Source organism: Paeniglutamicibacter sp. ZC-3 (assembly GCF_025847175.2).
GTDB lineage: Bacteria > Actinomycetota > Actinomycetes > Actinomycetales > Micrococcaceae > Paeniglutamicibacter > Paeniglutamicibacter sulfureus.
Genome location: NZ_JAOYTG010000004.1, coordinates 60,054 through 86,911, shown reverse-complemented (window position 1 = coordinate 86,911; position 26,858 = coordinate 60,054). Strand labels below are relative to the sequence as shown.

At 64.9% G+C, this 26,858-nt stretch carries 26 protein-coding genes and 1 tRNA gene; 6 read left to right on the top strand and 21 right to left on the bottom strand.

The features are described 5' to 3' along the window. The first annotated feature begins 94 nt into the window (after positions 1 to 94). The 3 genes from nucS (at position 95) to OIU93_RS06500 (ending at position 2,545) form a co-directional block, all read left to right on the top strand. Positions 95 to 790, top strand: a complete 696-nt coding sequence (nucS, locus tag OIU93_RS06510) for an endonuclease NucS (RefSeq protein WP_264269276.1) — start codon at positions 95 to 97, stop codon at positions 788 to 790. A 100-nt stretch (positions 791 to 890) separates the two neighbouring features. Further along, entirely contained in the window at positions 891 to 2,114 is a 1,224-nt protein-coding gene (gene nagA, locus OIU93_RS06505; protein ID WP_264269275.1) for an N-acetylglucosamine-6-phosphate deacetylase, read from the top strand. A gap of 227 nt (positions 2,115 to 2,341) precedes the next feature. Further along, positions 2,342 to 2,545, top strand: coding sequence for a cold-shock protein (locus OIU93_RS06500; RefSeq protein WP_068735141.1), 204 nt, complete (start codon positions 2,342 to 2,344; stop codon positions 2,543 to 2,545). A 148-nt stretch (positions 2,546 to 2,693) separates the two neighbouring features. On the opposite strand, the gene OIU93_RS06495 is transcribed toward OIU93_RS06500, so the two are convergent. The 21 genes from OIU93_RS06495 to argS all read right to left on the bottom strand — a co-directional run bounded on the left by OIU93_RS06495 (position 2,694) and on the right by argS (position 24,467). Further along, positions 2,694 to 3,131 carry a DUF2550 domain-containing protein gene (locus OIU93_RS06495; RefSeq protein ID WP_264269274.1) on the bottom strand — a complete coding sequence of 146 codons (438 nt, stop codon included), beginning with the start codon at positions 3,129 to 3,131 and terminating at the stop codon, positions 2,694 to 2,696. Positions 3,132 to 3,138: 7 nt separating this feature from the next. Then, positions 3,139 to 3,423 carry a F0F1 ATP synthase subunit epsilon gene (locus tag OIU93_RS06490; protein ID WP_264269273.1) on the bottom strand — a complete coding sequence of 95 codons (285 nt, stop codon included), beginning with the start codon at positions 3,421 to 3,423 and terminating at the stop codon, positions 3,139 to 3,141. 2 nt (positions 3,424 to 3,425) lie between these two features. Beyond that, positions 3,426 to 4,883, bottom strand: coding sequence for a F0F1 ATP synthase subunit beta (gene atpD, locus OIU93_RS06485; protein WP_264269272.1), 1,458 nt, complete (start codon positions 4,881 to 4,883; stop codon positions 3,426 to 3,428). A gap of 59 nt (positions 4,884 to 4,942) precedes the next feature. Further along, positions 4,943 to 5,836: a F0F1 ATP synthase subunit gamma gene (locus OIU93_RS06480; RefSeq protein WP_217389145.1), complete on the bottom strand. Its 894-nt coding sequence runs from the start codon at positions 5,834 to 5,836 to the stop codon at positions 4,943 to 4,945. Between the two features lie 78 nt (positions 5,837 to 5,914). Further along, positions 5,915 to 7,552, bottom strand: coding sequence for a F0F1 ATP synthase subunit alpha (atpA, locus tag OIU93_RS06475; protein ID WP_264269271.1), 1,638 nt, complete (start codon positions 7,550 to 7,552; stop codon positions 5,915 to 5,917). 122 nt (positions 7,553 to 7,674) lie between these two features. Beyond that, positions 7,675 to 8,487 (bottom strand): F0F1 ATP synthase subunit delta, encoded by an 813-nt coding sequence (locus tag OIU93_RS06470; protein WP_264269270.1) that lies wholly within the window; start codon positions 8,485 to 8,487, stop codon positions 7,675 to 7,677. Further along, a complete protein-coding gene (locus OIU93_RS06465; protein ID WP_264269269.1) occupies positions 8,487 to 9,041 on the bottom strand; it encodes a F0F1 ATP synthase subunit B in 555 nt (184 codons plus the stop codon). The genes OIU93_RS06470 and OIU93_RS06465 overlap by 1 nt, the downstream gene beginning before the upstream one ends. 74 nt (positions 9,042 to 9,115) lie before the next feature. Further along, the gene (locus OIU93_RS06460) at positions 9,116 to 9,331 is read right to left on the bottom strand and encodes a F0F1 ATP synthase subunit C (RefSeq protein WP_209681488.1); all 216 of its coding nucleotides are present in this window, start codon (positions 9,329 to 9,331) and stop codon (positions 9,116 to 9,118) included. Between the two features lie 94 nt (positions 9,332 to 9,425). Next, entirely contained in the window at positions 9,426 to 10,232 is an 807-nt protein-coding gene (atpB, locus tag OIU93_RS06455) for a F0F1 ATP synthase subunit A (RefSeq protein ID WP_264269268.1), read from the bottom strand. Positions 10,233 to 10,310: 78 nt separating this feature from the next. Further along, positions 10,311 to 10,559 carry a hypothetical protein gene (locus OIU93_RS06450; RefSeq protein WP_264269267.1) on the bottom strand — a complete coding sequence of 83 codons (249 nt, stop codon included), beginning with the start codon at positions 10,557 to 10,559 and terminating at the stop codon, positions 10,311 to 10,313. Beyond that, positions 10,546 to 11,073: a hypothetical protein gene (locus OIU93_RS06445; protein ID WP_264269266.1), complete on the bottom strand. Its 528-nt coding sequence runs from the start codon at positions 11,071 to 11,073 to the stop codon at positions 10,546 to 10,548. The genes OIU93_RS06450 and OIU93_RS06445 overlap by 14 nt, the downstream gene beginning before the upstream one ends. Before the next feature lie 134 nt (positions 11,074 to 11,207). Then, positions 11,208 to 12,326, bottom strand: coding sequence for an MraY family glycosyltransferase (locus OIU93_RS06440; RefSeq protein ID WP_264269265.1), 1,119 nt, complete (start codon positions 12,324 to 12,326; stop codon positions 11,208 to 11,210). Then, positions 12,323 to 13,342, bottom strand: coding sequence for an L-threonylcarbamoyladenylate synthase (locus OIU93_RS06435; RefSeq protein WP_264269264.1), 1,020 nt, complete (start codon positions 13,340 to 13,342; stop codon positions 12,323 to 12,325). The genes OIU93_RS06440 and OIU93_RS06435 overlap by 4 nt, the downstream gene beginning before the upstream one ends. A 21-nt stretch (positions 13,343 to 13,363) precedes the next feature. Next, positions 13,364 to 14,233 carry a peptide chain release factor N(5)-glutamine methyltransferase gene (gene prmC / locus OIU93_RS06430; RefSeq protein ID WP_264269263.1) on the bottom strand — a complete coding sequence of 290 codons (870 nt, stop codon included), beginning with the start codon at positions 14,231 to 14,233 and terminating at the stop codon, positions 13,364 to 13,366. Between the two features lie 7 nt (positions 14,234 to 14,240). Further along, positions 14,241 to 15,323, bottom strand: coding sequence for a peptide chain release factor 1 (gene prfA / locus OIU93_RS06425; protein WP_264269262.1), 1,083 nt, complete (start codon positions 15,321 to 15,323; stop codon positions 14,241 to 14,243). A 129-nt stretch (positions 15,324 to 15,452) separates the two neighbouring features. Further along, a complete protein-coding gene (gene rho / locus OIU93_RS06420; RefSeq protein ID WP_264269261.1) occupies positions 15,453 to 17,690 on the bottom strand; it encodes a transcription termination factor Rho in 2,238 nt (745 codons plus the stop codon). A gap of 342 nt (positions 17,691 to 18,032) precedes the next feature. Next, positions 18,033 to 18,968, bottom strand: coding sequence for a homoserine kinase (gene thrB, locus OIU93_RS06415; protein ID WP_264269260.1), 936 nt, complete (start codon positions 18,966 to 18,968; stop codon positions 18,033 to 18,035). Between the two features lie 34 nt (positions 18,969 to 19,002). Next, positions 19,003 to 20,103: a threonine synthase gene (thrC, locus tag OIU93_RS06410; RefSeq protein ID WP_264269259.1), complete on the bottom strand. Its 1,101-nt coding sequence runs from the start codon at positions 20,101 to 20,103 to the stop codon at positions 19,003 to 19,005. Beyond that, positions 20,104 to 21,390 (bottom strand): homoserine dehydrogenase, encoded by a 1,287-nt coding sequence (locus OIU93_RS06405; protein WP_264269258.1) that lies wholly within the window; start codon positions 21,388 to 21,390, stop codon positions 20,104 to 20,106. Between the two features lie 8 nt (positions 21,391 to 21,398). Next, positions 21,399 to 22,820: a diaminopimelate decarboxylase gene (gene lysA, locus OIU93_RS06400; RefSeq protein ID WP_264269257.1), complete on the bottom strand. Its 1,422-nt coding sequence runs from the start codon at positions 22,818 to 22,820 to the stop codon at positions 21,399 to 21,401. 6 nt (positions 22,821 to 22,826) lie between these two features. Next, positions 22,827 to 24,467 (bottom strand): arginine--tRNA ligase, encoded by a 1,641-nt coding sequence (gene argS, locus OIU93_RS06395; protein ID WP_264269256.1) that lies wholly within the window; start codon positions 24,465 to 24,467, stop codon positions 22,827 to 22,829. A 203-nt stretch (positions 24,468 to 24,670) separates the two neighbouring features. Between argS and OIU93_RS06390 the strand changes: the two genes are divergently transcribed. From OIU93_RS06390 to OIU93_RS06380, 3 genes are all read left to right on the top strand, one after another. Beyond that, positions 24,671 to 24,746, top strand: a tRNA-Arg gene (locus tag OIU93_RS06390). Between the two features lie 367 nt (positions 24,747 to 25,113). Further along, positions 25,114 to 25,539, top strand: a complete 426-nt coding sequence (locus OIU93_RS06385; protein ID WP_264269255.1) for a YciI family protein — start codon at positions 25,114 to 25,116, stop codon at positions 25,537 to 25,539. Between the two features lie 33 nt (positions 25,540 to 25,572). Beyond that, the gene (locus OIU93_RS06380) at positions 25,573 to 26,838 is read left to right on the top strand and encodes an RNA polymerase sigma factor (protein WP_264269254.1); all 1,266 of its coding nucleotides are present in this window, start codon (positions 25,573 to 25,575) and stop codon (positions 26,836 to 26,838) included. The last annotated feature ends 20 nt before the right edge of the window (positions 26,839 to 26,858 follow it).

The following is a 26,858-nucleotide window of genomic DNA, read 5'->3' as shown; positions in this document are numbered from 1 at the left end:
GCCCCAGATGCTCCGCCCCTCCGGCCCGGGACGCACCCCCGGGTGGTGTCGCTCCGGCCACGGCACCTGCCCGAAACCCGGTAGAGTGCCTGTTGTGCGTTTAGTGATTGCCAAGTGTTCAGTTGATTACGAGGGCCGTTTGCGTGCCCATCTCCCCCTGGCGACCCGCCTGCTGATGGTCAAGGCCGACGGCTCGGTGCTGGTCCATTCCGACGGCGGCAGCTACAAGCCGCTGAACTGGATGAGCCCGCCCGCGGTGATGCGGATTGTGGCCCCCGACGAGGAGCAGGCCGCCGAGGGCGACGTCGAGCTCTGGCACGTTGCCCACCAAAAGTCCGACGACCGCCTGGTGGTGCACATCAAGGAGATCATCCACGACACCGAGCACAACCTCGGCATCGATCCCGGGCTGATCAAGGACGGCGTCGAGTCGGACCTGCAGCGCCTGCTCGCCGACCAGATCGAGACCCTTGGTGCCGGCTTCACGCTGATCCGCCGCGAGTACATGACCGCCATCGGCCCGGTCGACATCCTGGCCCGGGACGCCGACGGCGCCACCGTGGCCATCGAGCTCAAGCGCCGCGGCGACATCGACGGCGTCGAGCAGCTCACCCGCTACCTGGACCTGCTGAACCGCGACCCGCTGCTCAAGCCGGTGCGCGGGGTCTATGCCGCCCAGCAGATCAAGCCGCAGGCCCGCACCCTGGCGACCGATCGCGGCATTGACTGCCTGATCCTTGACTACGACGCGATGCGCGGCGTCGACGACGTGGCCGCGCGCCTCTTCTAGGCCCCCGCTTTCCCCGCGCTGCGACACCGCGCCGGGGACGATGGAACTTTTGCGGCGCGGATACGTGATTCGCCGCCGCGCCCGGCCCTAGACTGGGTCCATGACTGCCACCGACTCACCTGAACGCTATGCGCTGACCGGACGACTCATCACCCCCGGAAGGGACATCCCCCGGGGCGTGGTTGCGGTGGAGGGCGACCGCATCGCCTTCGCCGGCGATGAGCACGAGTTTACGTTTTTCGACGAATCGGACACTTTCGAGCTGCGCCAGAGCCCGGAAGGCACGATCATCATCCCGGGCCTGATCGACCTTCACTGCCACGGCGCCGGCGGAGGGGACTTCCCCTCGGGCGACCCCGAGTCGATCGCCACCGCCATCGAGTACCTCCACCGCTCCGGCACCACCACATTCCTGGCCTCGCTGGTCACTGCCCCGCGTGCGGACATGTTGGCGGCTGCCGCCGTGCTCGCGGAGTTTGCCCAACGCGGCGACATCGCCGGGATCCATGCCGAGGGCCCGTTCCTTTCCGCGGCGCGCTGCGGGGCACAGGACCCGGAACACCTCATCGACCCAGATCCCGAGTTCGTCGACGAGCTCATCGCCGCGGCGGCCGGCCAGCTGCGCACCATGACCTATGCCCCGGAACGCCCGGGATCCGATGCCCTGCTCGAGCAACTGGTGTCCCAGGGGGTGGTGCCGTCCCTGGGGCACACCGACGCCGACGCCGACACGACCGCTGCCTCCCTTGCGGTTGCCCGAGAGGAACTTTCCAGTGCCGGTGTCGACGGCTTCACCGAGCGGCCCACCGTCACGCACATGTTCAACGGCATGGCACCGATGCACCACCGCGCACCCGGCGCCGTTGCCACCTGCCTGGAGCTCGCGGCCCGCGGAAAGATCATCGTTGAGCTGGTGGCCGATGGCGTCCACCTGGATCCGGTGATGGTGCGGACCATGTTCAAGCTGGTCGGTGCCGAATCCATCGCACTGGTCACCGACTCGATGGCAGCGACCGGCCTGGAAGACGGCAGCTATACGCTGGGCCCGTCCACGGTCACCGTTGCCAACGGGCAGGCCCGACTGGCCTCGGACGGCTCGCTGGCGGGAGGCACAGCCAGCATGCTCGAGGTGGTGCGCTCTGCGGTAGCGGCAGGCGTGGACCTGCAAGACGCCGTCATCTCCGCCACCAGGGTTCCGGCGAGCATCCTGGGCCTGATCGACGAAGCCGGCCGGCTGCACCAAGGATTCGTAGCTGACATGCTGGTTCTGGATGCCGGCCTTGCGCTGCAGCAGGTCGTGCGGAACGGCAAAAACCTATTGTGAAGTTTCCGTTGAGCAAGCGGACCCAGGGGTATTGACCCAAGTCACACGTTTGTGTGATGCTTGACTCAGTCTTTGTGTTGGTTAGTCATACCCGCCAAAGCAGTGCTGCGGGTGTGAAGTAACTGCGGCGGGGTCATACCCACGCCAGTGATCTTCTCACTTGAGTACCACCAATGGTCGTTGCACAGTGCAACGGCCAGATTTTCGCACTAAATGAGGAGAAATACATGGCTCAGGGAACCGTGAAGTGGTTTAACGCCGAAAAGGGATTCGGCTTCATCACTCCTGATGGCGCCGAGGCCGACGTGTTCGTGCACTACTCGGAAATCCAGACCAACGGCTTCCGTACGCTGGAAGAAAACCAGCGCGTGGAATTCGAAGTTGGCCAGGGTGCCAAGGGTCCGCAGGCCACCGGCGTTGTCGGTCTCTAAGGACTTCACAAATTCTTTGAACTTTTCACCAGTCAGGCAATCGACCGCAACGCGGCACGGATCCGGACGGGCGTAAACCTAAGAAGATGCAAAAAGCATGGGGCGGGATGATTCAATCATCCCGCCCCATGCTTTTTGTCTTGCTTGATCAGTCTTGCCGCCAGGTGCCGACGCCGGCAACGGGGCCGGCTTCCAACCAGGCCGAAAGGCCGTTGTAGGTCTGGTAATCCATGGCGATCAGGACTTCTCGGCCTTCATAGCTCATCATCACGATGACGCTTCCGGGCTGCACCAGGTGCTTTTCCTCTTCCGCGGGACGCCGCCAGCCCTTGAGCCGGATGGACGTCCGCAGGAAGCGATGCACAGGGATCGGGGAGACCGAAAAGAGCTTGAGGAACTCAAGCTCACCAGGGCCATAACGCGCAATCGCCATCATCCACTTCCCGGAGGACGTGGAGATGGAAGCGTCGAATGTGCCAAGAGTGCGCCGCAACTGAATGCGGCGCACTCCCATGGCACCCAAGAACATCACCACAAGCAGCAGGGCTGCCAACACGATGAGCACAGGAATGCCGAGTTCGTTCAAGGCAGGACTATCGAGTTCCCGCCGGGACGGAGTCGGCCATGACGGCGTTGTCCGCTACGATCACCACACGGTCGGTATCAACGGAGAAGAACCCGCCATCAACCTGGACCGAGAACCGTGAACCGGAAACCGGAACGATTTCCAGATCACCGGCAGCGAGGACGGCCAGCATCGGCACGTGGCCGGGAAGGATCCCGATTTCGCCATTGCTGGTGCGTCCCTTGACCAGTTTCGCCGCACCGGACCACACGAAGTGGTCGGCAGCAACGATTTCGACTTGGAGTTCGGCCATGATTAGCGAGTCGACTTCTGGATGTCGGCCCACTGACGCTCAACGTCGTCCATGCCGCCGATGTTGAAGAATGCCTGCTCGGCGATGTGGTCGACGTCGCCGTTGCAGATCGCGTTGAAGCCCTCGATGGTGTCCTTGATGGCAACCGTCGAACCCTCGACACCGGTGAACTGCTTGGCAGTGTAGGTGTTCTGGGAGAGGAACTGCTGGATGCGACGAGCACGCGACACAACAATCTTGTCTTCTTCACCGAGTTCATCGATGCCGAGGATGGCGATGATGTCCTGCAGTTCCTTGTTCTTCTGGAGGATCTGCTTGACGCGAACCGCGGTGTTGTAGTGGTCGTGACCAACGTACTGCGGGTCAAGGATTCGCGACGTGGAGGTCAGCGGATCGATGGCCGGGTACAGACCACGGGAAGCGATTTCACGGGAAAGTTCCGTGGTCGCGTCCAAGTGGGCGAAGGTCGCGGCCGGGGCCGGGTCCGTGTAGTCATCGGCAGGCACGTAAACGGCCTGCATCGAGGTGATCGAGTGACCCTTGGTCGAGGTGATGCGCTCCTGGAGGAGACCCATCTCATCGGCAAGGTTCGGCTGGTAACCCACGGCCGAAGGCATGCGGCCCAACAGGGTCGACACCTCGGAACCGGCCTGGGTGAAGCGGAAGATGTTGTCAATGAAGAGCAACACGTCCTGCTTCTGCACATCGCGGAAGTACTCCGCCATGGTCAGTGCCGAAAGCGCCACGCGAAGACGCGTTCCTGGCGGCTCATCCATCTGGCCGAACACCAAGGCGGTGTCCTTCAAGACGTTGGCTTCTTCCATTTCGACCCAGAGGTCGTTGCCTTCACGGGTGCGCTCGCCAACACCGGCGAATACCGAGGTACCACCGAAGTTACGTGCAACACGGGTGATCATTTCCTGGATCAGCACGGTCTTGCCAACGCCGGCGCCGCCGAAGAGACCGATCTTTCCACCCTTGATGTACGGGGTGAGAAGGTCGATCGACTTGATGCCGGTCTCCAGCATTTCGGTCGAGCCTTCGAGGCTTGCGAAGGACGGGGCCTTGCGGTGAATCGGCCAGCGCTCGGTGATCTCGAGTTCCGAAGCCGCAACGTCGAGGGGCTCGCCCAGCACGTTGAAGATGTGTCCCTTGACGACGTCGCCAACAGGCACGGAGATCGGGGAGCCGGAGTCAACCACCGAGGTACCGCGGACGAGTCCGTCGGTGGCCTGCAGGGCGATAGCACGAACCATGGAGTCACCGAGGTGCTGGCTGGTTTCGAAGGTGATGGTGGTGGTCTTGCCGTTGAGGGTAATCTCAGCGGAAAGAGCATTGTAAATAGCAGGCAGGGAGTCGGCGGGGAATTCAACGTCGACAACCGGGCCGATAACGCGTGCGATACGACCGATTGCACCGGTCGAGGCAGCGTTACCCTGCTCGTTGAGTTGGGCAGTCATCTCTCTCTCACTTCACTTGTGTAGATGGCGTGGATGTAAGTGTGGGTAGGAAGTTCCCGTTAACCGTTCAGCGCGTCAGCGCCGGCAACGATTTCGGAGAGTTCCTGGGTAACCTCGGCCTGGCGGGCGTTGTTACGAAGACGCGTGTACTTCTTGATGAGTTCCTTGGCGTTGTCGCCTGCGGACTTCATCGCGCGCTGGCGGGCTGCGAGCTCGGAAGCCGCCGCCTGCAACATGGCGTTGAAGATGCGTGATTCGATGTACCGCGGAAGCAGTGCGTCAAGCACCTGCTCCGGCTCCGGCTCGTATTCGTAGAGCGGCAGCAGCTCATCGGCAGGAGTCTCGGACTCCTCCTCGACAACCTCAAGCGGCAACAAACGAATGACCGTCGGTTCCTGAACGACCATTGACTTGAACTGGGTGAAGACAACGTGGATCTCGTCCACGCCTCCCACTTCAAATTCGTCGGCGAAGTCCTTGAGCAGGGCTTCGCGCAGTTCGCGTGCGGTCGTAAACTCCGGGGCGTCGGTACCACCGGTCCACACCTTCGCGTATTCGCGTCCACGGAAATCGAAGTACGCCTGAGCCTTGCGGCCGACCAGGTAGGTCTTGACGTCCTTGCCTTCTTCATGGAGCAGTTCAACGAGGTGCTCTGCCTGCTTCAAGACGCTGGCGGAGTAGGACCCGGCGAGTCCGCGGTCAGAGGTCATGACCAAGACTGCCGCGCGACGGATTGACTCCGGCTCGGTGGTCAGTGGGTGATCAACCTCGGACTGTGACGCGACGGCAGTAACAGCACGGGTAATCGCATTGGCATATGGCAGCGATGCCGAGACACGCGCGCGTGCCTTGCCAATACGGGAAGAGGCGATCAGTTCCATCGCCTTGAAGATCTTGCCCATCGACGTCGTCGATGCAATCTTCTGGCGGTAGACCCGAATCTGGGCTCCCATGTTTGTCCTTTCCTTATCCCTTTGCAGGGGTTGCCGCACCGCACCTTCTGGTGCGGCAACCCCTAATCAAAGGTGATGTCAGCGCTTTTGCTTGACGATCTTTTCCTGGTCGACGGATCCCTCGGCCAAGGCGTCGAATTCTTCGTTGCCGGCGGCGACAAGCTTGTCGTCGCCTTCACCGAAGAAGCCGGCCTTGAAGTCGGCGATGTTCGACTTGAGCGATTCCACAGTCTCGTCCTCGAGCTTGCCGGTTTCGGCAATCACGGTGAGTACGTTGGTGCGGTGGCGCAGGTGGGCAAGGAACTCGGTCTCGAAACGACGAACGTCTTCAACCGGGACGTCATCAAGGTAGCCCTTGGTGCCGGCCCACACGGAGACAACCTGGTCCTCAACCGGGAACGGTGCGTACTGTCCCTGCTTGAGCAGTTCCATCAGGCGCGCGCCACGGGTCAGCTGCTGCTTCGAAGCGGCATCGAGGTCCGAGGCGAACATGGCGAATGCCTGCATGTCGCGGAACTGTGCCAGCTCGAGCTTCAACGTACCGGCGACCTTCTTCATGGCCTTGATCTGCGCCGAGCCACCAACGCGGGACACCGAGATGCCCACGTCGACTGCCGGACGCTGGTTGGCGTTGAAGAGGTCCGACTGCAGGAAGATCTGGCCGTCGGTGATGGAAATGACGTTGGTCGGAATGAAGGCCGAGACGTCGTTTGCCTTGGTTTCGATGATCGGCAGACCGGTCATCGAGCCTGCTCCGAGCTCGTCGGAGAGCTTTGCACAACGCTCAAGCAAGCGGGAGTGCAGGTAGAACACGTCGCCCGGGTAGGCTTCGCGTCCCGGCGGGCGACGCAGCAACAGCGATACGGCGCGGTAGGCTTCGGCCTGCTTGGACAGATCATCAAAGACGATCAGAACGTGCTTGCCGTCGTACATCCACTGCTGGCCAATGGCCGAGCCGGCGTACGGTGCCAGGTACTTGAAGCCGGCCGGGTCGGAGGCCGGGGAGGCAACAATGGTGGTGTATTCCAGCGCACCATTGGTTTCAAGGGTCTGACGCACTGCGGCAATGGTCGAAGCCTTCTGACCAATTGCCACGTAGATGCAGCGGACCTGCTTGTTGGTGTCCCCGGAAGCCCAGTTGGCCTTCTGGTTGATGATCGCGTCAACGGCCAGGGCGGTCTTGCCGGTCTGGCGGTCGCCAATGATCAGCTGACGCTGGCCACGGCCGATCGGGATCATCGCGTCGATGGCCTTCATGCCGGTCTGCAGCGGTTCGTGAACCGACTTGCGCTGCGTCACGCCCGGAGCCTGAAGCTCCAGTGCGCGGCGACCGGAGGACGCGATCGGTCCCAGGTCATCGATCGGCTCGCCCAGCGGGTCAACCACTCGGCCGAGGAAGGCGTCGCCAACCGGAACCGAAAGGATCTCGCCGGTGCGCTCTACGCGCTGGCCTTCGGCGATGCCGGTGAAGTCGCCCAGGACGACAACACCGATCTCGCGGGTGTCAAGGTTCTGGGCCAGGCCCAGGGTGCCGTCTTCGAAGCGAAGCAGCTCATTTGCCATGACGGAGGGAAGACCCTCCACCTTGGCGATACCGTCACTTGCCGTGGTTACGCGGCCGACCTCGGTGCGCTCTGCTTTGCCCGGTTCGTAGGACGCTGCGAACTCATTCAAGGCATTGCGGACGTCGTCGGCGTTGATGGTCAATTCGGCCATCTGCAGTCCCTGCTCTCCTAAGTTGTGATTACCGCGGTCAATCGTTGCGGTAACCGAAATTTGATTCAGTCTATGGTGACTGGCCTGCAAGGCAGGCCCCCCGTGTTGAAGTGGGGGGCTGCCTAGCTTGCCAACTGGCGGCGAAGCTCCGCGACGCGGGTGGCGACGGTTGCGTCAACAACCTCGTCGCCCACCTTGATGCGGATGCCGCCTACTAGTGCCGGGTCGATCTCGACATTGATCTTCAAGTCCCGGCCGTAAAGGTTGTTCAGGCCTGCCTGCAGGCGCGCTGTTTGCTCGGCAGTGAGGTCACGGGTGACACTCACCTGCGCAATCCAGCGGTCCTGGCGTTTAGCCACCAATTCCACGAAGCGCTCCAGAAGTGCAACGGGCTTGAGCCCGCGCGGCGAAGCGACGGCCTGGCGGATCAGCAGTGCAGATGCGTCCGAGGCGTTCGGCACCAGCTTGAGCGCCAGGGCGCCCTTGGCTTCGGCCGTTGCCTTGGAATCATCGAGGGCACGCTGCAGATCATGACTGGACCCAACCACACGGATGAACGCGAAGAGGTCTTCTTCGAGCCTCTCCAGTCCTGCGGAACCGCCCTGACGCTCGGCTACCGCGATGGCGACAGTTGCCGCCACGGTCTCCAGTGCATCGCCAATGTCTCGTGCCGAGCTCCAACGCGAGGTTGCCAGAGACGCGACGGTGGATTCGGCTTCCGCCGAGACCTTACCGTGCAACAGCTGGGCAACAAGCCCTGCCTTGTCCGAGGCCCCGCGAGCCGGATCAGTCAGTGCGCGACGCAGGCCTGCATTGCCATCCAGAACGTCAACCGTCCCAAATAGCTCGGCGGACAATTCCAAGGACGCGTGTGCAAGCTTGGTTTCCAACGACGCCAGCGCCGCGGACAGTGACTCGCTCGATACACCTGCCATTAGTTCGATGCACCTGCGTTCTGCTGGTTTTCCAGGTCTGCCAGGAACTTGTCGACCACGCGGGAAGCGCGCTCGTCGTTCTCAAGAGCGTCGTCGACGATCTTGCTGGCCAATGAGGTAGCCAGGGTTCCGACCTCGGCACGCAGCGAGGTAACTGCTGCGGTGCGCTCGGCTTCGATCTGGCGGTGGGCCTGCTCGGTAATGCGAGTCGACTCTTCTGCTGCCTTGGTCTTCAGTTCCGCAAGAATCAGGGCACCTTCTTCGCGCGCTTCCTCACGGATGCGGTTGGCTTCGGTGCGTGCTTCCAGCAGCTGTGCCTTGTACTGCTCCAGGGTGGCGTTGGCTTCGGCCTGTGCGGCCTCTGCCTTTTCAAGTCCACCCTCGATGGCCGTGACACGGTCCTGGTAGGACTTCTCGAATGCCGGGGCAATGTACTTGACCACCAAAAACAGCAGGACAGCGAAGCCTGCGGCAGTGACAAGAATTTCCCACGGGTTCGGAAGCAGAGGGTTTGCACCCTCACCTGCAGCGAGGATCAATTCGTTGCTGATCATTCTCACTCTTCCTTATCTCTTAAGTTCCAATTGGAATGGCACCTGCGCAAGTGGCAGGGCCACTACGAGGGGAACTAGACGCCGACGACGAAGGCGAAGACCAAGCCCAGGATGGCGAGAGCTTCTGCAAGGGCGAAGCCCAGCATGGCGATGGGCTGCAGGATGCGCTGAGCTTCCGGCTGGCGTGCGACACCGTTGATGTAGGCAGCGAAGATCATGCCCACGCCGATGGCCGAGCCGATTGCAGCCAGGCCGTAGCCGATCATGTTGAGGGAGCCGTGGAGTTCCATTTCGTTCCTTTCAAGATACCGACACTTTGTCGGCAGGTTGTGAGGTCATTCCCTGATGAAGGGGAAAACTTTGTTTGTGTGGTGCGAGCCCGAATTAGTGGGCGTCTGCATCCAGGGCACCCTGGATGTAGAGGGCGGTCAGCAGGGTGAAGACAAATGCCTGCAGGACCATGATCAGGAGTTCGAGGAAGTACATCGCCACGGAACCGACGATGACCAGCACGCCAACGGCGTTCAGGGCCAGCGACTCCTGGACCATGATCAAGTGCTGGGCACCGGTGGCGGCAAGCATCACGATGATGTGGCCGGCGAGCATGGTTGCCATCAAACGCAAGGAGTGGGTCAGCGGGCGGACGATGAAGTTGGAAATGATTTCCAACGGCACCAACAGCGGCAGGATCCACCCCGGGACCCCCGAGGGAACGACGGCCAGCTTGAAGTAGCGGATGCCGTGGTTCTTCACGCCGACGGCAATCCAGGTGCCGTAGATGATGATGGCCATGGCGTAAGCCGCGCCGGCGTGGGAGAACGAGGGAAGCTGCAGGAACGGGATTGCTCCGAAGAGGTTGTTCAGCAGGATGAAGAAGAAGGTCGCAAAGAGCATCGGCACCCACTGGGCGAAGTTCTTCTCGCCAATGATGTCGCGGCCCACGCTGTTACGGACGAAGCCGTAGGCGCTTTCGGCCAGGAACTGTGCCTTGCCTGGTACCAGCTTCGGATTCTTGATGGCCGACTTGAAGAACCACACGATCAAGATGATCGAGAGGATGATCATGACCATCTGCTTGCCGAAACCGGTCCCGTACTCGGCTAACCATGGCAGCACCTCGGGAAGGTGGGTGTCGGAAATCGACGGCGGGACATAGGGTTCAGTGGCCGTCGGAAGCGCAAACGCGGTCAACGCGCTGTCCTCTCTGCAGTTTCGGTCGTGGGGCAAAATCGGTGATTCGGCGCAAGGCACCGCACACCGTGTGAAGTTCTAGTGGTCGATCTCATCGCTGCGTGGAAACCCGCGGCGTCGATGCCGCAAATGGTGGCGAGCCAGAAACAATCCGGCGGTGGCGCCTAAGAGCGCCCCGAGGAAAACTATCCAGCGAGTGTCCAGCAAAAGATCCAGGCCCCAGCCTATCAAACCCCACGCGAGCAGCCCGCCAACAATGTAGTTGACGTACTCGCGGACGGGGGCCTGACTTGGCGCTTGGCTGGGGTCCATCTCAGGGTTTTCCATGATCGCCTCCATCGGATGGAGACGGCGACGGATCGTCCTGGTTGAAAATGGGAAGCCTCGCCCGGGAAAAAGCGCGAATCTCTCCGACCTGCCACAGCACCAGGGAACCAATGGCCCCCCACATGAAGTAGGGCGCAAGCACCCATTCGGGCAGTCCGGAAAAAAGCACCAGGAAACCCATGCCAAGGACCTTGATGAAATACATGAACAGGAAGGCCGGCAGCGCCCAACTGGCGCGATGCCGTCCTGCCCAATCGGCAACGAGCAGGCTGATGCCGAAGAAAACAACGATCAGGGCGCATCCGAACGCCAGCGAACCGGCCGCTTGCGCGCCTAGGATCGGCCAAGCGACGATGGACGCAACGGCGCCGACACCAACGGTGTAGGAAACGCACGTCTTGAGGATGCCCAACCACGGGGAGCGCGGAGCCGACGATGCAACCAGCGCACCGCTCGGTTTGGAACCGCGTCCCGACTTGATCATGTATGTCCAGTTCCCTTGTTGCAGCAGCACCGCTGATGGGCCCTGCATGACATGGAGGCTTGATGGGGGGTATGTTCCTCCGTGAAGAGGCACCTTGAATTCTACACGAGATAGAACGGGGCTCCGAACCGCCGATGGGCCCGGCGCTACAGGGAAAGGAGGGCCTACTTGGCGCCGGGCAAGCCGAGCTTGCCGTGCGCCCGCTTGAGCATGGGCAGCCAGGTGACAAACGTCACGAAAATGAAGGCCGCAACATAAAGGGGAATTGCGATTCGTCTGTCGCTCAGCGAAATCACCACGACGCCGGAGGCAACCAGCGCCGCCCATAGGTAGAGGATCAGGACCACGGCGCGGGGGCTGTGCCCCAGGTCCACCAAGCGGTGGTGGATGTGCCCGCGGTCGGCACTGAAGGGTGATTTGCGCTTGGCCGTCCGCCTGATGACGGATAGCAACAGGTCCAGGTACGGCAGCACGATCACGGCGACCGGCAGGATCACCGGCATAAAGGCCGGGACGTTGCGGAAGCGGAAGGCATCCTGCCCCAGCACGTCGCCGGTAACGGCAAGGGTGGCCACCGCAAAAAGCAGCCCGATGGCCAACACTCCGGTCTCTCCCATGAAGATGGAAGCCGGTTGGAAGTTGTGCGGAAGGAAGCCCAGCGTCGCCCCCAGCAGCACCGCACACAGCAGCGCCGAGAAGTTGGCGTAGTCCTCCGCGCTGACGCGTGTGGCCAGCAAGTAGCTGTAGACAAAGAAGGTTGCCGCCCCGATGGCCGAGATCCCCGCAGCGAGGCCGTCCAACCCGTCGACGAAGTTGATCGCGTTCATCGTGCCCACGATGACCAGCACCGTGACGAAGACCTGAAGGGCAGGGGAATCGATATGCAGCGACCCGACGGGCAGGGCCTTGAGCAGGATCCCGTGCTGGACAATCACCAGGCCCACGGCGACCTGTCCGATGAGCTTGGCCCACCAGCGCAGGTCGATCAGGTCATCGAGCACCCCCATGACCAGGATGATGGCCAAGGCGATCAGCACTCCCTGGATGGGCTCGGGGGACCTGAAGATGCCGGAGAAGAACGACATCTGCTGGGCCACCGAGATTCCCAGGTACAGCGCCCCCACGATGGCAACCCCACCCAGCTTGGGGGTGGGCTTGTGGTGGAAGTCGCGGTCACGCACCGGGAGCTGGGGCATGAATCGCACACCCAGGACCCGGAGCACCGGAGTGAGCAGATACGAGGTCATGAACGTGATCCCGATCAGGAGCAAATAGCTTCTCATGGTGTCCGGGCGGACTCCCCTGCGGCGTCCCCGCTTTCGGTGCCGCCGCGATTCTGTGTTTCAACGGGAGCGGCCCCCGGCGAGGTGCCGGACTTGGCGTCCGAATGCGTAGTGGCAGGGCCTGACGCGATGTCAGCGTCGGCGTCCGAGTCGGCGTCGGCGTCCGAGTCGGCGTCGGCTTCGGCTTCGGCGCTGTCGCTGTCGCTGTTGGCGTCGGGCAACAAGAAATCATCGCTTGCGGGCAGGGCTTCCGCTGCAGCGTCGTTCACATCGGCTTCGGCTTGCTCGAACCCCGCACCGGATTCATCGGATGACGGCGCGGCGTCCACTGTCAGGGCCGGGTCCGGTTGACCGTCGGTGTCCAGAAGGTCGGGAACCACCACGCGCAGCGCCTCAACGGAGATCGCACCGGCGCGCACCACGCGGGGCGGGGTGAGGGTGCAGTCGACGATGGTGGAGCTCAAGGCTTCACCGGCGATCGGGCGGGCCCCGGCCTCAAGGTACACCTCGACGGTCTCGCCGAGCTGACCGAAGGCGGCCTCGGCGGTGGCCGCGGCGGGGTGACCGGTGCGGTTCGCCGAGGAGACGGCCAGCGGGCCGGTGCTGCGCAGCAGCTGGCGGGCCACCTCGTCGTCGGGCATCCGCAGGGCCACGGTGCCGCGGGTCTCCCCCAGGTCCCAGGTCAGTGACGGCTGGGCGTGAAGTATCAGGGTCAGCGCGCCGGGCCAGAATTCCGCCGCCAGGTCCCGGGCGAAGGCGGGGATGTCGATGGCCAGGCCGTCCATCGTGGCTGCCTGGGGGATCAGCACCGGGGGCGGCATGTTCCGTCCCCGGCCTTTGGCGGCCAGCAGGGTCGCCACGGCCTGGGCGGAAAAGGCGTCGGCGGCAATGCCGTAGACGGTGTCTGTGGGCATCACGATGCATCGGTTTTGGGCCAATGCGTCGCGTGCGGCCTCGAGACCAGCCTCCAGTTGCTGGCTGTCGCGGGCATCAAAACGTGAAGTCACGTGATTCATTCTTCCATGTTTCGTGGGTTTTCAGCGGCGGATGCCGCTCGTGGCACGGTCTCGTCCGGTGAGGTCACGGTGGGTCGCCACCTGCTCCCAGTGCCCGGAGGCGGCAAACATCGCCGCCATGCCAGCGGCCTGGACCTCGGCGTGTTCCATGACGAAGAAGCCCCCGGGGTGCAACAACCGTGCTGCGGAGGCCTCGGCGGCGCGGGGCAGGACCATGCCGTCCTCCCCTCCCCCGTACAGCGCCATATGCGGGTCGTGGTCCCGGGCCTCTGGTTCGCGCGGCAGGGCGTTGGCGGGGATGTAGGGCGGGTTGGAAACGACCACGTCGCAGCTCCCGTCGAGCTCGGCAAACGCGTAGGTCAGGTCCCCCTGCACCAGGTTGACACCCAGCGGCGCCAGGTTGCGCTGCGCGTAGGGGAACGCGTCGTCGGAAAGCTCCACCGCGTGGACCCGTGCCCCGGGCACTTCATGCGCCAGCGAGCCGGCGATCGCGCCGGACCCGGTGCCCAGGTCGACCATCAGCGGGTGCTCCATCCCGCGGGCGGCGTCGATGGCCAATTGCACCACCGACTCGGTCTCGGGCCGCGGCACGAACACGCCGGGACCCACAAAAAGGTCCAGGTACCGGAAATGGGCGACGCCGGTGAGGTGTTGCAGCGGCACGCGGGTGGCGCGCCTGGCCACCAGTTGCTCGAAGCTTGCAGCAGCGGCGGGGGTGAAGCTCTCCCCCATCATCGACATCGAGGCCAGCCGCCCGCGGCCCACGTCCAGCACGTGGGCAGCCAGCAGCTCGGCATCCACCCGCGGGGAGGGCACCCCGGCGGATTCGAGGACTGCCGCTGCATCGCCGAGCACCTGCGCCAGCGGCCTGCCGCTTCCCGATTCGCTCACCTGCGTCCTAGCCCTTGTCCCCGCCGATGGCGTCCAGGCGCTGCTGCTCGTCCATCTCGATGCAGGAGTTGATCAGCGGGTCCAGCTCGCCGTTCATCACGTGGTCAAGGTTGTAGGCCTTGTAGCCGGTGCGGTGGTCGGCGATCCGGTTTTCCGGGTAGTTGTAGGTGCGGATGCGCTCGGAGCGGTCCATGGTGCGCACCTGCGACTTGCGGATGTCGGAGTTTTCCGCGTCGATGATGGCCTGCTGGTGGGCCAGCAGGCGCGAACGCAGCACGCGCATGGCTGCCTCGCGGTTCTGGATCTGCGACTTCTCGTTCTGCATGGCCACCACGATGCCGGTGGGCAGGTGGGTCAAGCGCACCGCGGAGTCGGTGGTGTTCACCGACTGGCCGCCGGGGCCCGAGGAGCGGTAGACATCGACCTTCAGGTCGTTCGGGTGGATATCGACCTCTTCGGGCTCGTCGACCTCGGGCAGGATCAGCACGCCGGCGGCCGAGGTGTGGATCCGTCCCTGGGACTCGGTCTGCGGCACGCGCTGCACGCGGTGCACCCCGCCCTCGAACTTCAGGTGCGCGTAGACGCCCTCGGCGGGGTCGTTGGACTTGCCCTTGATGGCCATCTGCGCGTCCTTGTAGCCGCCGAGGTCCGACTCGTTGAAGGAGATGAGCTCCGTCTTCCAGCCCTTGGTCTCCGCGTAGCGGGTGTACATGCGCAGCAGGTCGGCTGCGAAGAGGGCAGCCTCGTCGCCGCCTTCCCCGCCCTTGACCTCGAGGATCACGTCGCGCGCGTCGTTGGGGTCGCGCGGGATCAGCAGCCGGCGCAACTTTTCCTCCAGCACGGGCAGTTTGGTGTTCAGCTCTTCGACCTCTGCGGCGAAGTCGGGGTCCTCGTCGGCCATTTCCCGGGCCGTCTCGAGGTCCTCGGTGGCCTGCTTCCAGCGCCGGTGCGCCTCGACGATGCCGTTGAGCTCGGCGGAACGGCGGCCGAGCTTGCGGGCCAGGGCCTGGTCTTGGTAAACGGCGGGGTCCGAGAGCCGGGCCTGGAGGGCTGCGTGCTCATCGAGTAGGCCCTGTACGGACTCAAACATGTTTTCAGCTTCTTTCACTACGACTGGTTCCCAGTGTAGGGAACGAAAAGGAATCTGGTGTTAACGACCAACGCCCAGCCTCACCGAGCCCGGGGTGTCCGGGCACGGTGAAACTGGGCGCATGGGCAGCTAGGCGTCGTTCTTGGAACCCAGCGTGGTCTTGTTGATGAGCATCAGGAACTCGGCGTTGGAGGAGGTCTCGCGGATCTTGCCCGTGAGGGTCTCCAGAGCCTGCTGGGTGTCCAGGCCCGAGAGCACGCGGCGCAGTCGCCACATGATCCGAACCTCATCCGGGGACAGCAGCTTCTCCTCGCGGCGGGTACCCGACGCGTTGACGTCGACGGCCGGGAAGATGCGCTTGTCCGCCAGCTGGCGGCTCAGGCGCAGCTCCATGTTGCCGGTGCCCTTGAACTCCTCGAAAATGACCTCGTCCATCTTGGACCCGGTCTCCACCAGTGCGGTGGCGAGGATGGTCAGCGAGCCGCCGTTTTCGATGTTGCGGGCAGCACCGAAGAAGCGCTTGGGCGGGTACAGTGCCGAGGAATCGACACCGCCGGAGAGGATACGGCCCGAGGCCGGGGCCGCCAGGTTGTAGGCGCGGCCCAGGCGGGTCATCGAGTCCAACAGGACCACGACGTCCATGCCCATTTCCACCAGGCGCTTGGCGCGCTCGATGGCGAGTTCGGCCACGGTGGTGTGGTCGTCGGCCGGGCGGTCGAAGGTCGAGGCAATGACCTCGCCCTTGACGGTGCGCTGCATGTCGGTGACTTCTTCGGGACGCTCGTCAACCAACACCATCATGAGGTGGACCTCTGGGTTGTTGATGGTGATGGCGTTCGCGATGGACTGCAGGATCAGGGTCTTGCCGGCCTTGGGCGGCGAAACGATCAGGCCGCGCTGGCCCTTGCCGATCGGGGCAACCAGGTCGATGACGCGGGGGCCGATGAGCTTCTGGTCGGTCTCCAGGCGCAGGCGCTCAGTCGGGTACAGCGGGACCAGCTTGGAGAAGTCAACGCGGCTGGAATTCTCCTCCGGGGTCTTGCCGTTGATCGCCGTCAGCTTCACCAGGGCGTTGAACTTGGCTCGCGAGGAGGGGTTCTCGTTCTCGCGGGGGGCGCGGATGGCGCCGACCACGGCATCGCCCTTGCGCAGGTTGTACTTCTTGACCTGGTTCAGGGTGACGTAGACGTCCGACGGGCCGGCGAGGTAGCCGGAAGTGCGGATGAAAGCGTAGTTGTCCAGCACGTCCAGGATGCCGGCTACCGGCAGCAGCACGTCCGAATCGCTGAACTCGGTGTCATCGACGTCCGGCTGGTTGCGGTTGCGGCCGCGGCGGTTGTTCCGGTCGTTGCGGTCGTTGCGGTCGTTGCCGCGGTCCTGGCGGTCCCCGCGCTCACTGCGGTTGGCATTGCGCTCGCGGTTGCGCTCATTGCGTTCGCGGTTGCGCTCGCGTCGGTTGGCCGAGCGCTCCTCGGAGCTTTCGCGGCGGTCTTCGCTGCGCTCGTTCGACTTGCCGTCGTTGGAACGCGAGTCGCCGGACTTGGCCTCGACCTGCTTGTCCTCCTGGGCCTCGGCGGGCTCGGTGGACTCGGCGGAGTCGTTGGTGTTGGCGTTGTTTTCGCGGCGGTTGCGGTTGCGGTCCCGGCGGTTGCGGTTCCGTTCGCTGCGCTCGTTGCGGTCGCCGCGTTCGCTGCGGGACTCGTTGGCGTCCTGGGTCGACTCGGTGGAATCGGCAGATGCCGGCTCGGCCGCGGCAGCGGGTGCCGTTTCGGCCGGGGCCTCGGTGGTGCCGGTGGACTCGGCACGGCGGTTGCGGGTGTTGCGGCGCGGTGCGCGCTCCTCGGTCGCCGGCGACTCGGCTGCGGCCGGGGCGGCGTCGGCCTTCGGCTCGGCGGCGGGTGCCTCGGCGGCCGGGGCAACGGTTCCGCTGGAATCGGCGCGGCGGTTGCGGGTGCGGCGGGTGGCGGGCTGCTCGGCCTTTGCCTCGGCGGCTGCCGGTGCGACATCGGCCTTCGGCTCGGCGGCGGCCGGGGCCTCCGCCTGCTTCGCAGCGTCCTTGGCGGCGCCGCGGGCCGGGGCCTTTGAGGCCGACTTGGCCGGTGCCTTCTCCGCCTTGGCCGGGGCCTCGGTCTTGGCGTCGGCCTTGGGCTCTGCCTTGGCCTTGGCGTCGCGGTCGGCCACGGAGCCGCCACGCTGGTGGTTTGAGATCGCGGTGACAAGATCGTTCTTGCGCATCCGCGAACCGCCGGTGATGCCCAGCTGGGACGCAAGCACCTGCAATTGTGCGAGTTTCAGGCCGGCGAGCCCGCCGCCCTTGGATGCGTTGTTTTCTTCCACGCCTGCAGTAAGGCTGGTGGTTTCGGTCACGAAGGTTCCTTCCCCCTCGTCGGGCGGATCCCGTCAGAGAGACCCGCAACGTTTGACTAGCCCCGTTCCCGCGTCAGATGCGGGAAAAGGTTCGGCCGTGCACCGCCAAGTGGAACGAGGCGGATGCTTCGGTCGATCGTGAGACACACCAAGGGATCTAGTCACCAACATGGTTGACGGTTTCAATCGGATGGTGTGGGTGTGCCTGCTCGCCCAGCGAAAATGGTTTGTGATGATCGAATTCCCCAAAATCCGCCCGCCGCGGCGGGGGAAGGAATTGATGGCTGCACGAAACGCGACGAGTCATCCATCGAAATACGGACAACTCTTTTCAGGCGGGTGCTAGAGCACTTCTACTCTAACACCCGTTGGGGGTACTGACTCAATTCGGACACGCCACGTTGTTTCGGCGTGGCGTGCCGCGTAACCGGAAATCGCGGCGGCGGCCGCCTGGGCACCGTCCTGGCCATTGCTCAGGACCAACACCGTGGGACCGGCCCCGGAGACCACGGCTGCATGCCCCGCGGAGCGAAGGTGCGCGATGAGGCCGGCGCTCTGCTCCATGGCAGGGGCGCGGAACCCCTGGTGCAGGAAGTCCTCCGTGCCGACCATCAGCGCTGCCGGCTCGTGGGCCAAGGCGTGGATGAGCAGGCCCACCCGTCCCCCGTTGGCCGCTGCAAGGGCGTGCGGCACGGTTTCCGGAAGCAGGCCGCGGGCAGCGGCGGTGGACAGCTCGATGTCGGGGATGGCAATGACCGGGACAATGTCCGAATGCAGCACCCCCTGCAGCGTGCCGAATCCGGCATCGGTGGTCCAGGACAGCGTCAACCCGCCGTACACGGCCGGGGCGACGTTGTCAGGGTGCCCCTCCCAGCGCGAGGCGGCCTGGAAGATCTCCTCCGGGCCGGACTGCGCGTCGGCGGGAAGCAACGCGTTGGCCGCTGCCAGCGCACTGACCATGGCCGCTGCGCTGGAACCCATGCCGCGGCCGTGCGGGATGTTGTTCGTCGCCTCGATGCGCAGGCCGCAGGGCTCAAAGCCCAGTTCCGCCCAGCGCTCCAGGATCGTCTTGGCAATCAGGTGCGTCTCGTCGGTGGGCAGCGTTTCGGCCCCCTCCCCGGTGATGGACACGCTGACGCCCGACTCTGCCTGCGTGTGCACCACCAGGGTGTCGCACACCGACAGGGCCAGGCCCAGCACGTCGAAGCCGGGCCCCAGGTTCGCGCTCGTGGCCGGCACGTGCACGGCGATGGATTGTCCGGCTTGGATCTGCGGCATCAGGCGTTGGTCCCCTTTGTATCCGGTGCCGGGGCTAGGCCAGGCCGAGGGCCGAGGCAACCGAGACGACATCGAAATCGACCTTGGTCGGGGTGACCGGCGATCCGTCCTCGGTCTTCAGGGCCCAGTCGGGGTCCTTCAGGCCGTGGCCGGTGACAGTGATGACGATCTTCTTGCCGGCCGGCACGTTGCCCGCGGCGTGGTGCTTGATGATGCCCGCAACGCCGGCCGCGGAGCCCGGCTCCACGAAGACGCCCTCGCGGGAGGACAGCCAGCGGTGCGCGGCCAGGATCTCGGCGTCCGTCACCGAGTCGATGATGCCGCCGGATTCGTCGCGGGCCTCTTCGGCCTGCTGCCAGGACGCGGGGTTGCCGATGCGGATGGCCGTGGCGATGGTGTCCGGTTCGGTGACCGGGTGGCCCAGCACGATGGGCGCGGCGCCGGCGGCCTGGAAGCCCCACATGATCGGGGTCTTGGTCGACACCGGTGCCAGGGTGTCACCTGCCTGGGTGGTGTACTCGGAGGAGTACTCCTTGTAGCCCTTCCAGTAGGCGGTGATGTTCCCGGCGTTGCCCACCGGAAGCACGTGGTAGTCGGGGGCGTCGCCCAGGTAGTCGACGACCTCGAAGGCGCCGGTCTTCTGGCCCTCGATGCGCGCGGGGTTCACCGAGTTCACCAGGAACACCGGGTAGTTCTCACTGAGCTTGCGGGCGACCTCGAGGCAGTTGTCGAAGTTGCCGTCGACCTGAAGCAGCTCGGCGCCGTGGGCGATGGCCTGGGAGAGCTTGCCCATGGAGATCTTGCCGTCCGGGACCAGCACCGCGCACTTGAGCCCGGCCTGGGTGGCGTAGGCGGCGGCGGAGGCGGAGGTGTTGCCGGTGGATGCGCAGACAACTGCCTTGGCGCCGGCGGCGACCGCTGCGGTCATCGCCATGGTCATCCCGCGGTCCTTGAAGGAACCGGTCGGGTTCATGCCCTCGACCTTGAGGTACACCTCGGAGCCCGTGAGCTCGCTCAGTGCCGGGGCGAACACCAGGGGTGTACCGCCCTCGCCCAAGGTGATGACCTTGGTGTTTTCGTCGACGGGCAGGCGTTCGGCATATTCGCGGATGACTCCGCGCCACTGGTGGGCCACTTAGTTTCCTTCAACTCGCAGGACAGAGGTTACTTCTTGGACGGCATCCAAGTCGGCGACGGCGGCCACGACGGCGGCCAGCGAGGACTCGGTGGAGCGGTGGGTCACGATGCGCAGCTCGGCGGACCCGCCGTGGTTTTCCTCGATGATCGACTGGCGCAGCGCCTCGATGGAGACGGTGTTCTCCGCGAAGATCGCGGCGATGGCTGCAAGCACGCCGGGCTCGTCCGAGACGCGCAGGCCGATCCAGTAGCTGGTCGAGATCTCGTCGAACGAGAGCGCCTTGACCGATTGCTGCGCGGCGATGGCCGGCAGCGGACCGCCTGAGACCACGCGTCTGGCCACCGAAACGGTGTCGCCCATGACGGCGGAGGCAGTGGGTGCCCCGCCTGCGCCGGCGCCGTAGAACATCAGCTCGCCGGCGTTTTCCGCCTCGACGAAGACGGCGTTGAAGGCGCCGTGGACCGCGGCCAGCGGGTGGGTGCGGCGCAGCAGCGTCGGGTGCACGCGCACGCCGATGCCGTCCTGGGTGCGCTCTGCGATGGCCAGCAGCTTGATGACCATGCCGGCCTCCTTGGCGGCGGCGACGTCGGTGGCGGTGATCTTGGTGATCCCCTCGCAGTGCACGTCGGCGTAGGCAAAGTCGGTGTGGAAGGCCAGGGAGGCGAGGATCGCCGCCTTCGCGGCGGCGTCGTGCCCTGCCACGTCGGCGGTCGGGTCGGCCTCGGCATAGCCCAGGGCCTGGGCCTCGGCGAGCACGTCGTCAAACTGGGCACCGGTGGTGTCCATCGCGTCGAGGATGAAGTTGGTGGTGCCGTTGACAATGCCCATGATCTTGTTGATCCGGTCCCCGGAGAGGGAATCGGAGATCGGGCGCAGGATCGGGATGGCCCCGCCGACGGCTGCCTCGTAGCGCAGCTGGGCGCCGGACTCGAAGGCCAGCGCGTTGAGTTCGGCGCCTTGGGCAGCGAGCAGCGCCTTGTTGCCGGTGACGACCGAGGCACCGCGGGCCAGCGCCCGGCGGATCAGTTCGCCGGCCGGTTCCAGGCCGCCCAGCAACTCGATGACGATGTCGGCGCCGTCGACCAGTGCGGGTGCGTCGGTGGTCAACAATTCCGCGGGAATCGCCGCGTCGCGCTTGGTCTCGAGGCTGCGCACGGCGATGCCGGCGAGTTCAAGCTTGGCGCCGGCACGGTCGGCCAGCACATCGGAATGGTCCAAGAGGATGCGTGCCACCTGGGACCCGACATTGCCGCAGCCAAGCAGGGCCACCTTCAGTGTTTTCACGTGTATTTCTATGCTCCCAAATCGCGGGCCAACAGATCGGCTTCGGTTTCCCTGCGGATGATGGCGCGGACCGCGCCATTGCGCACGGCAACCACGCCCGGGCGACCCAGGTAGTTGTAGTTGCTCGACAGGGCCCAGCAATAGGCCCCGGTTCCCGGAACGGCCAAAAGGTCGCCGGCGGCAACATCCTCGGGCAGGTAAACGTCCCGTACGACTATGTCACCGGACTCGCAATGTTTCCCAACCACACGTGAAATAATCGGTTCACTTTCCGTCACACGGCCGGCCAGCACCGCGGTGTAGTCGGCGTCGTAAAGCACCGGTCGGGCGTTGTCGCTCATGCCGCCGTCAACCGACACGTAGCGGCGGGGCACCAGGGTGCCGTCCCCGGTCTCGACCTGGACCGACTTGCGCACCCCGGCCTCGTAGAGGGTGAAGGTGGAGGGGCCGGCGATGGCGCGGCCCGGCTCGATGGAGATCCGCGGGACCTTCAGGCCCAGTTCGGCAGCGGTGCTGCCCACGACCTCTGCCATGGCGGCAGCCAGCACCGCCGGTTCGCGCGGGGTGTCGACCTCGGTGTAGGCGATGCCGTAGCCGCCGCCCAAATCCAGCTCGGGCAGCTCGACGCCGTGGTCCTTCCTGACCTGTGCCAGGAAGCCAAGCATCTTCTGCGCGGCCAGCGCGAAGCCCTCGGCCTCGAAGATCTGCGAGCCGATGTGCGCGTGCAGGCCCAGCAGGTTCAGCTCCGGGTGACCCAGCGCGAAGGCGACCGCGGCCGCGGCGGGGGAAGCGTCATCGCCCACCGGGATCATCGAGAGGCCGAACTTCTGGTCCTCGTGCGCGGTGGCAATGAACTCATGGGTGCTGGCGTGCACGCCGGGGGTCAGGCGAAGCATCACATTGGCGCGCTTGCCGGTATCGCGCGCCAGCAGTGCCACGCGCTCGAGCTCGTCCAGCGAGTCGATGACGATGCGGCCCAGGTCGGCCTCCAGCGCGGTGCGGATTTCGGTGGCCGACTTGTTGTTCCCGTGCAGCGAGAGGTTGGCGGCCGGCACGCCGGCGACGCGGGCCACGGCCATTTCCCCGCCGGAGCAGGTGTCCAGGCGCAGGCCCTCGGAGGTGACCCAGCGGGCCACCTCGGTGCTCAGGAACGCCTTGCCGGCGTAGTAGACATCCACGCCGCCGCACAAATCGGCGAACGCGGCGTCGAAGGCCTGCTTGAAGCCGCGGGCACGGGCACGGAAGTCGTCTTCATCCAGCACGAAGAGCGGGGTGCCGAATTCCTTGGCCAGGTCGCTGACCAACAGGTTCTGCACGGCGAGTTCGCCGCTTTCGGAGCGGGCGACGCCGGCGGCCCATTCGATCGGGCGCAGCGCATTGACATCGGCGGGCAGGGACAGCCAGGTCGGGGCAAGTGGTGAAGAGGTCATGGTTCCTTACATTTTTTCCGGGGCCGAGACGCCCAGCAGTCCCAGGCCGTTGGCCAGGACCTGGGTGGTGGCGTCATTGAGCCACAGGCGGGTGCGGTGGATGGGCTCGACGGCGCCGTCGCCCACGGGGGTCACGCGGCAGGCCGCGTACCAGGAGTGGTAGGCGCCGGCGAGCAGCTCGACGTGGCGGGCCACGCGGTGCGGTTCGCGGTGGGTTGCCGCCTGGGCGACGACCGAGGGGAACTGGCCAAGGGCCGCGAGCAGGTCGTTCTCGGTCTCGTGGGTGAGCAGCGTCGCATCGAAGTCGGTGCGTTCCACGCCCTTTTCCACCGCGTTGCGGCTGGCGGCGCGGGAGCGGGCGTGGGCGTACTGGACGTAGAACACCGGGTTGTCGTTGGTGTTCTTCTTCAGCTGCTCCGGGTCGATGGTCATCGGCGAATCTGCCGGGTAGCGGCCCAGCGAGTAGCGCAGCGCATCGGCGCCGAGCCAGTCGATCAGGTCGCGCAGCTCGATGATGTTGCCGGCACGCTTGGACAGGCGGGCACCGTTGACCGAGATCAGCTGGCCGATCAGCACCTCGATGTTGACCTTGGGATCGTCGCCGGCCGCGGCCGCGATGGCCTTGAGGCGGTTGACGTAGCCGTGGTGGTCGGCGCCGAGCAGGTAGATCTTCTCGGTGAAGCCGCGGTCCTTCTTGGACAGGTAGTAGGCGGCGTCGGCGGCGAAGTACGTCGGCTCGCCGTTGGCACGGATCAGCACGCGGTCCTTGTCGTCTCCGAAGTCCGTGGTGCGCAGCCACACGGCACCGTCGGTGTCGTCGATGTGACCCTGCTCGCGCAGGCGCGCCACGGCATCCTCGACGGCTCCCCCGGCGTGCAGTTCCTGTTCGGAGAAGAAAACGTCGAACTCGACGCCGAAGTCGTTCAGGGTCTCCTTGATGTCGGCCATCTGCGCCACGTAGGCGGCATGGCGGACGATCGGCAGCGCGGCTTCCTGGGTGAGCGATCGAATGTCCGGGTGCGCCTTGGCCACGGCATCGGCCAGTTCCTTGATGTATGCACCGGGGTAGCCGCCCTCCGGAACCGGCAGGCCATGCAGGCGGTTGTAGACCGACAGGGCAAAGATGTTCATCTGGTTGCCGGCGTCGTTGATGTAGTACTCGGACGTGACGGTGGCACCGCTGGCCTTGAGCACGCGGGCGATCGAGTCGCCCAGGGCTGCCCAGCGGGTGTGGCCGATGTGCAGCGGTCCGGTGGGGTTCGCGGAGACGAACTCCATGTTGATCTCGTGGCCCACCAGGGCATCGTTCTTGCCGTACTCGGTGCCGGCCTCGACGATGGCCTTGGCCAGCCCCCCGGCGGCACCAGCCTCGAGGGTGATGTTCAGGAAGCCCGGTCCGGCGATCTCGACTCCGGCTACTCCGGCCGATTCCGCCAAGCGGGTGGCCAGGACCTGGGCGAAATCGCGCGGGTTCATCCCGGCCTTCTTGCCCAGCTGCAGGGCGATGTTGGTGGCCCAATCCCCGTGCTCGCGACTCTTCGGTCGCTCCACTCGCACATTCTCGGGCACGTCGACGGAAATCTGGCCGGCGTCGACTGCGTCGCGGAGGCAAGCGGAAATGGCTGTGGAGAGTTCTTCAGGAGTCACCACTCAAGGATAACCGGGGGCACGGACCCCAATGGACGATGTGACGGCGCGGCGTCGCACACATCAGATGCGTATTTGGGCGCCTCCCCGCAGCGCTGAAAGCCCAATTTGTCATTCACCGCTTCACACCTGCTAAGCTCGTCTACGTTCCCAGCCGGAAAATGTTTCAGAAAGCATGAAATTGGTTGTTGATTTCCGGCAACGCCCTCGTAGCTCAGGGGATAGAGCGTCCGCCTCCGGAGCGGAAGGCCGAAGGTTCGAATCCTTTCGAGGGCACCAAAGCAAGAGTCGCTGTTTCCCGGTTTCACCGGGAGACGGCGACTTTTTGTTGTTCCCGACACTACGGTGCCCTGGCCTGCACGTTTGGGCCAATGCGCACTTCTGGCCGGCAGTGTCTTCAGGGAACGTCCCCTCACTCGTTCAGGCTGCGGAGCCCGCATAAGGTATCCGATGCGCTGCCAGGCACCCAACACCCCCTCCCGGCCGCCCTGGGCATCCTCCTTCCGGCACCAGATGCACGCGAAATCGAACGCCTTCCAAAGTTCTTGAAAGTTTTTTCGCTCACCTGTCGATATCGGTGGCTCCCGTTCGATGTAATGAGTGAAGGACGTATTTGCGCGCCTTCCCGAACCCCAAGGAGAACACCATGAAATTCATGCTGATCATGCGCTCGACCCAGGCCGCCAAGGAAGCCTACGAGAAGGCGGACTTCAACGAGATCATCAATGCCATGGGCGCCTACAACGAATCCCTGATCAAGGCGGGTGTGCTGCTGGCCGGAGAGGGGCTTTCCGATGACCTCAGCGAGGCCTTCGTCGTCGACTTCTCGGAGGAAACCCCGATCGTCACCGACGGCCCCTATGGGGAAGTCCACGAGCTGTTCAACGGCTTCTGGATCCTCCAGGTCTCCAGCAAGGAGGAAGCCGTGGAGTGGGCCAGCCGGGCGCCACTGGGCGCCGGCGCCAAGCTCGAGGTCCGCCGCGTCACCGACATGTCGGATTTCGAGGACTTTGCCGACAACGAATACCTCAAGAAGGAAGAGGTCTGGCGCGAGGAACTCGGACAGCCGTAAACCCGAAGCCCGGGCCACCCCCGGAAGGCAGGCATGGCAGACACCCAACGCACCCTTGACGCGCTCTGGCGCATCGAGGGTGCGCGCATTGTTGCAACCTTGGCCAAGATGACAGGCGACCTTGGACAGGCGGAGGACCTCGCCCAGGAAGCACTGGTTGATGCGCTCGCGCAATGGCCCGGCGAGGGGATCCCAAAAAATGCCGGCGCCTGGATCACCGCGGTGGCCAAGCGAAAGGCCATCGATGCGTGGCGCCGGACGACCAGGCTCGATGAACGCCAGCGGGAGTTGGCCCGGAACCTCCGGGAATCGACCGAGCAAGCTTGGGAGCCCATCGACGACGACGTGTTGCGTCTGGTCTTCACCGCCTGCCATCCGGTGCTGTCCCGTGAGGCTCAGGTTGCGCTGACACTGCGCGTCGTGGGCGGGCTGCGGACCGAGGAAATTGCCCGGATGATGCTGGTGCCCGTGGCCACCGTGCAGCAACGGATCGTGCGTGCCAAAAAGACGCTCGCCGCGGCCAAAATACCGTTCGAGGCCCCGGAGGCGCAGGCGTGGGGCGAACGCCTGTCGGCGGTGCTGGCGGTGATCTACCTCGTGTTCACCGAGGGCTACGCCGCCACGGCCGGCGACGACCTGATCCGCCGCGAGCTGGCCAACGAGGCGCTGCGCCTGGGCCGGGTCCTGCTCGGACTGCTTCCCCGGGAGCCGGAGGTCGCCGGGCTGGTGGCGTTGATGGAGATCCAGGCCTCGCGGTTTTCAGCCAGGATCTCCCGGGACGGCAGCCCGATCCTTCTGGCCGACCAGGATCGTTCGCGCTGGGACCACTCGCAGATCATGCGGGGGCGCCGGGCGTTGGAACGTGCCGATGCACTGCGGCACGGTCGGGGCTTCTATGCCCTCCAGGCGGCCATCGCCGAATGCCACGCCGTGGCACGGAGCGTCGGGGAAACCGACTGGGACAGGATTGTGCTGCTCTATGGGGCCTTGTGCAGCCTTGCGCCGGGACCCGTCGTCGAGCTGAATCGGGCAGTGGCGGTCTCGATGACCGAAGGACCGGATGCGGCCCTGCGCATCGTCGACCACTTGGCACAGCAGGGGGCACTGGCCAGTTCGCATTTATTGCCGAGCGTGCGCGGGGAATTGCTGGCCCGATTGGGACGCAACCCCGAAGCCGTGGCCGAATTCCTGCTGGCGGCCTCGCTGGTCGGTAACAGGCGCATGGGCGCAGTCTTCCGGGCGAAGGCGGAGGACCTTCAATCCAGGTCTTCGGGGGAATTAGGACGGCCCCCACAGTGACGGCGAATCTCTGTGGGGGC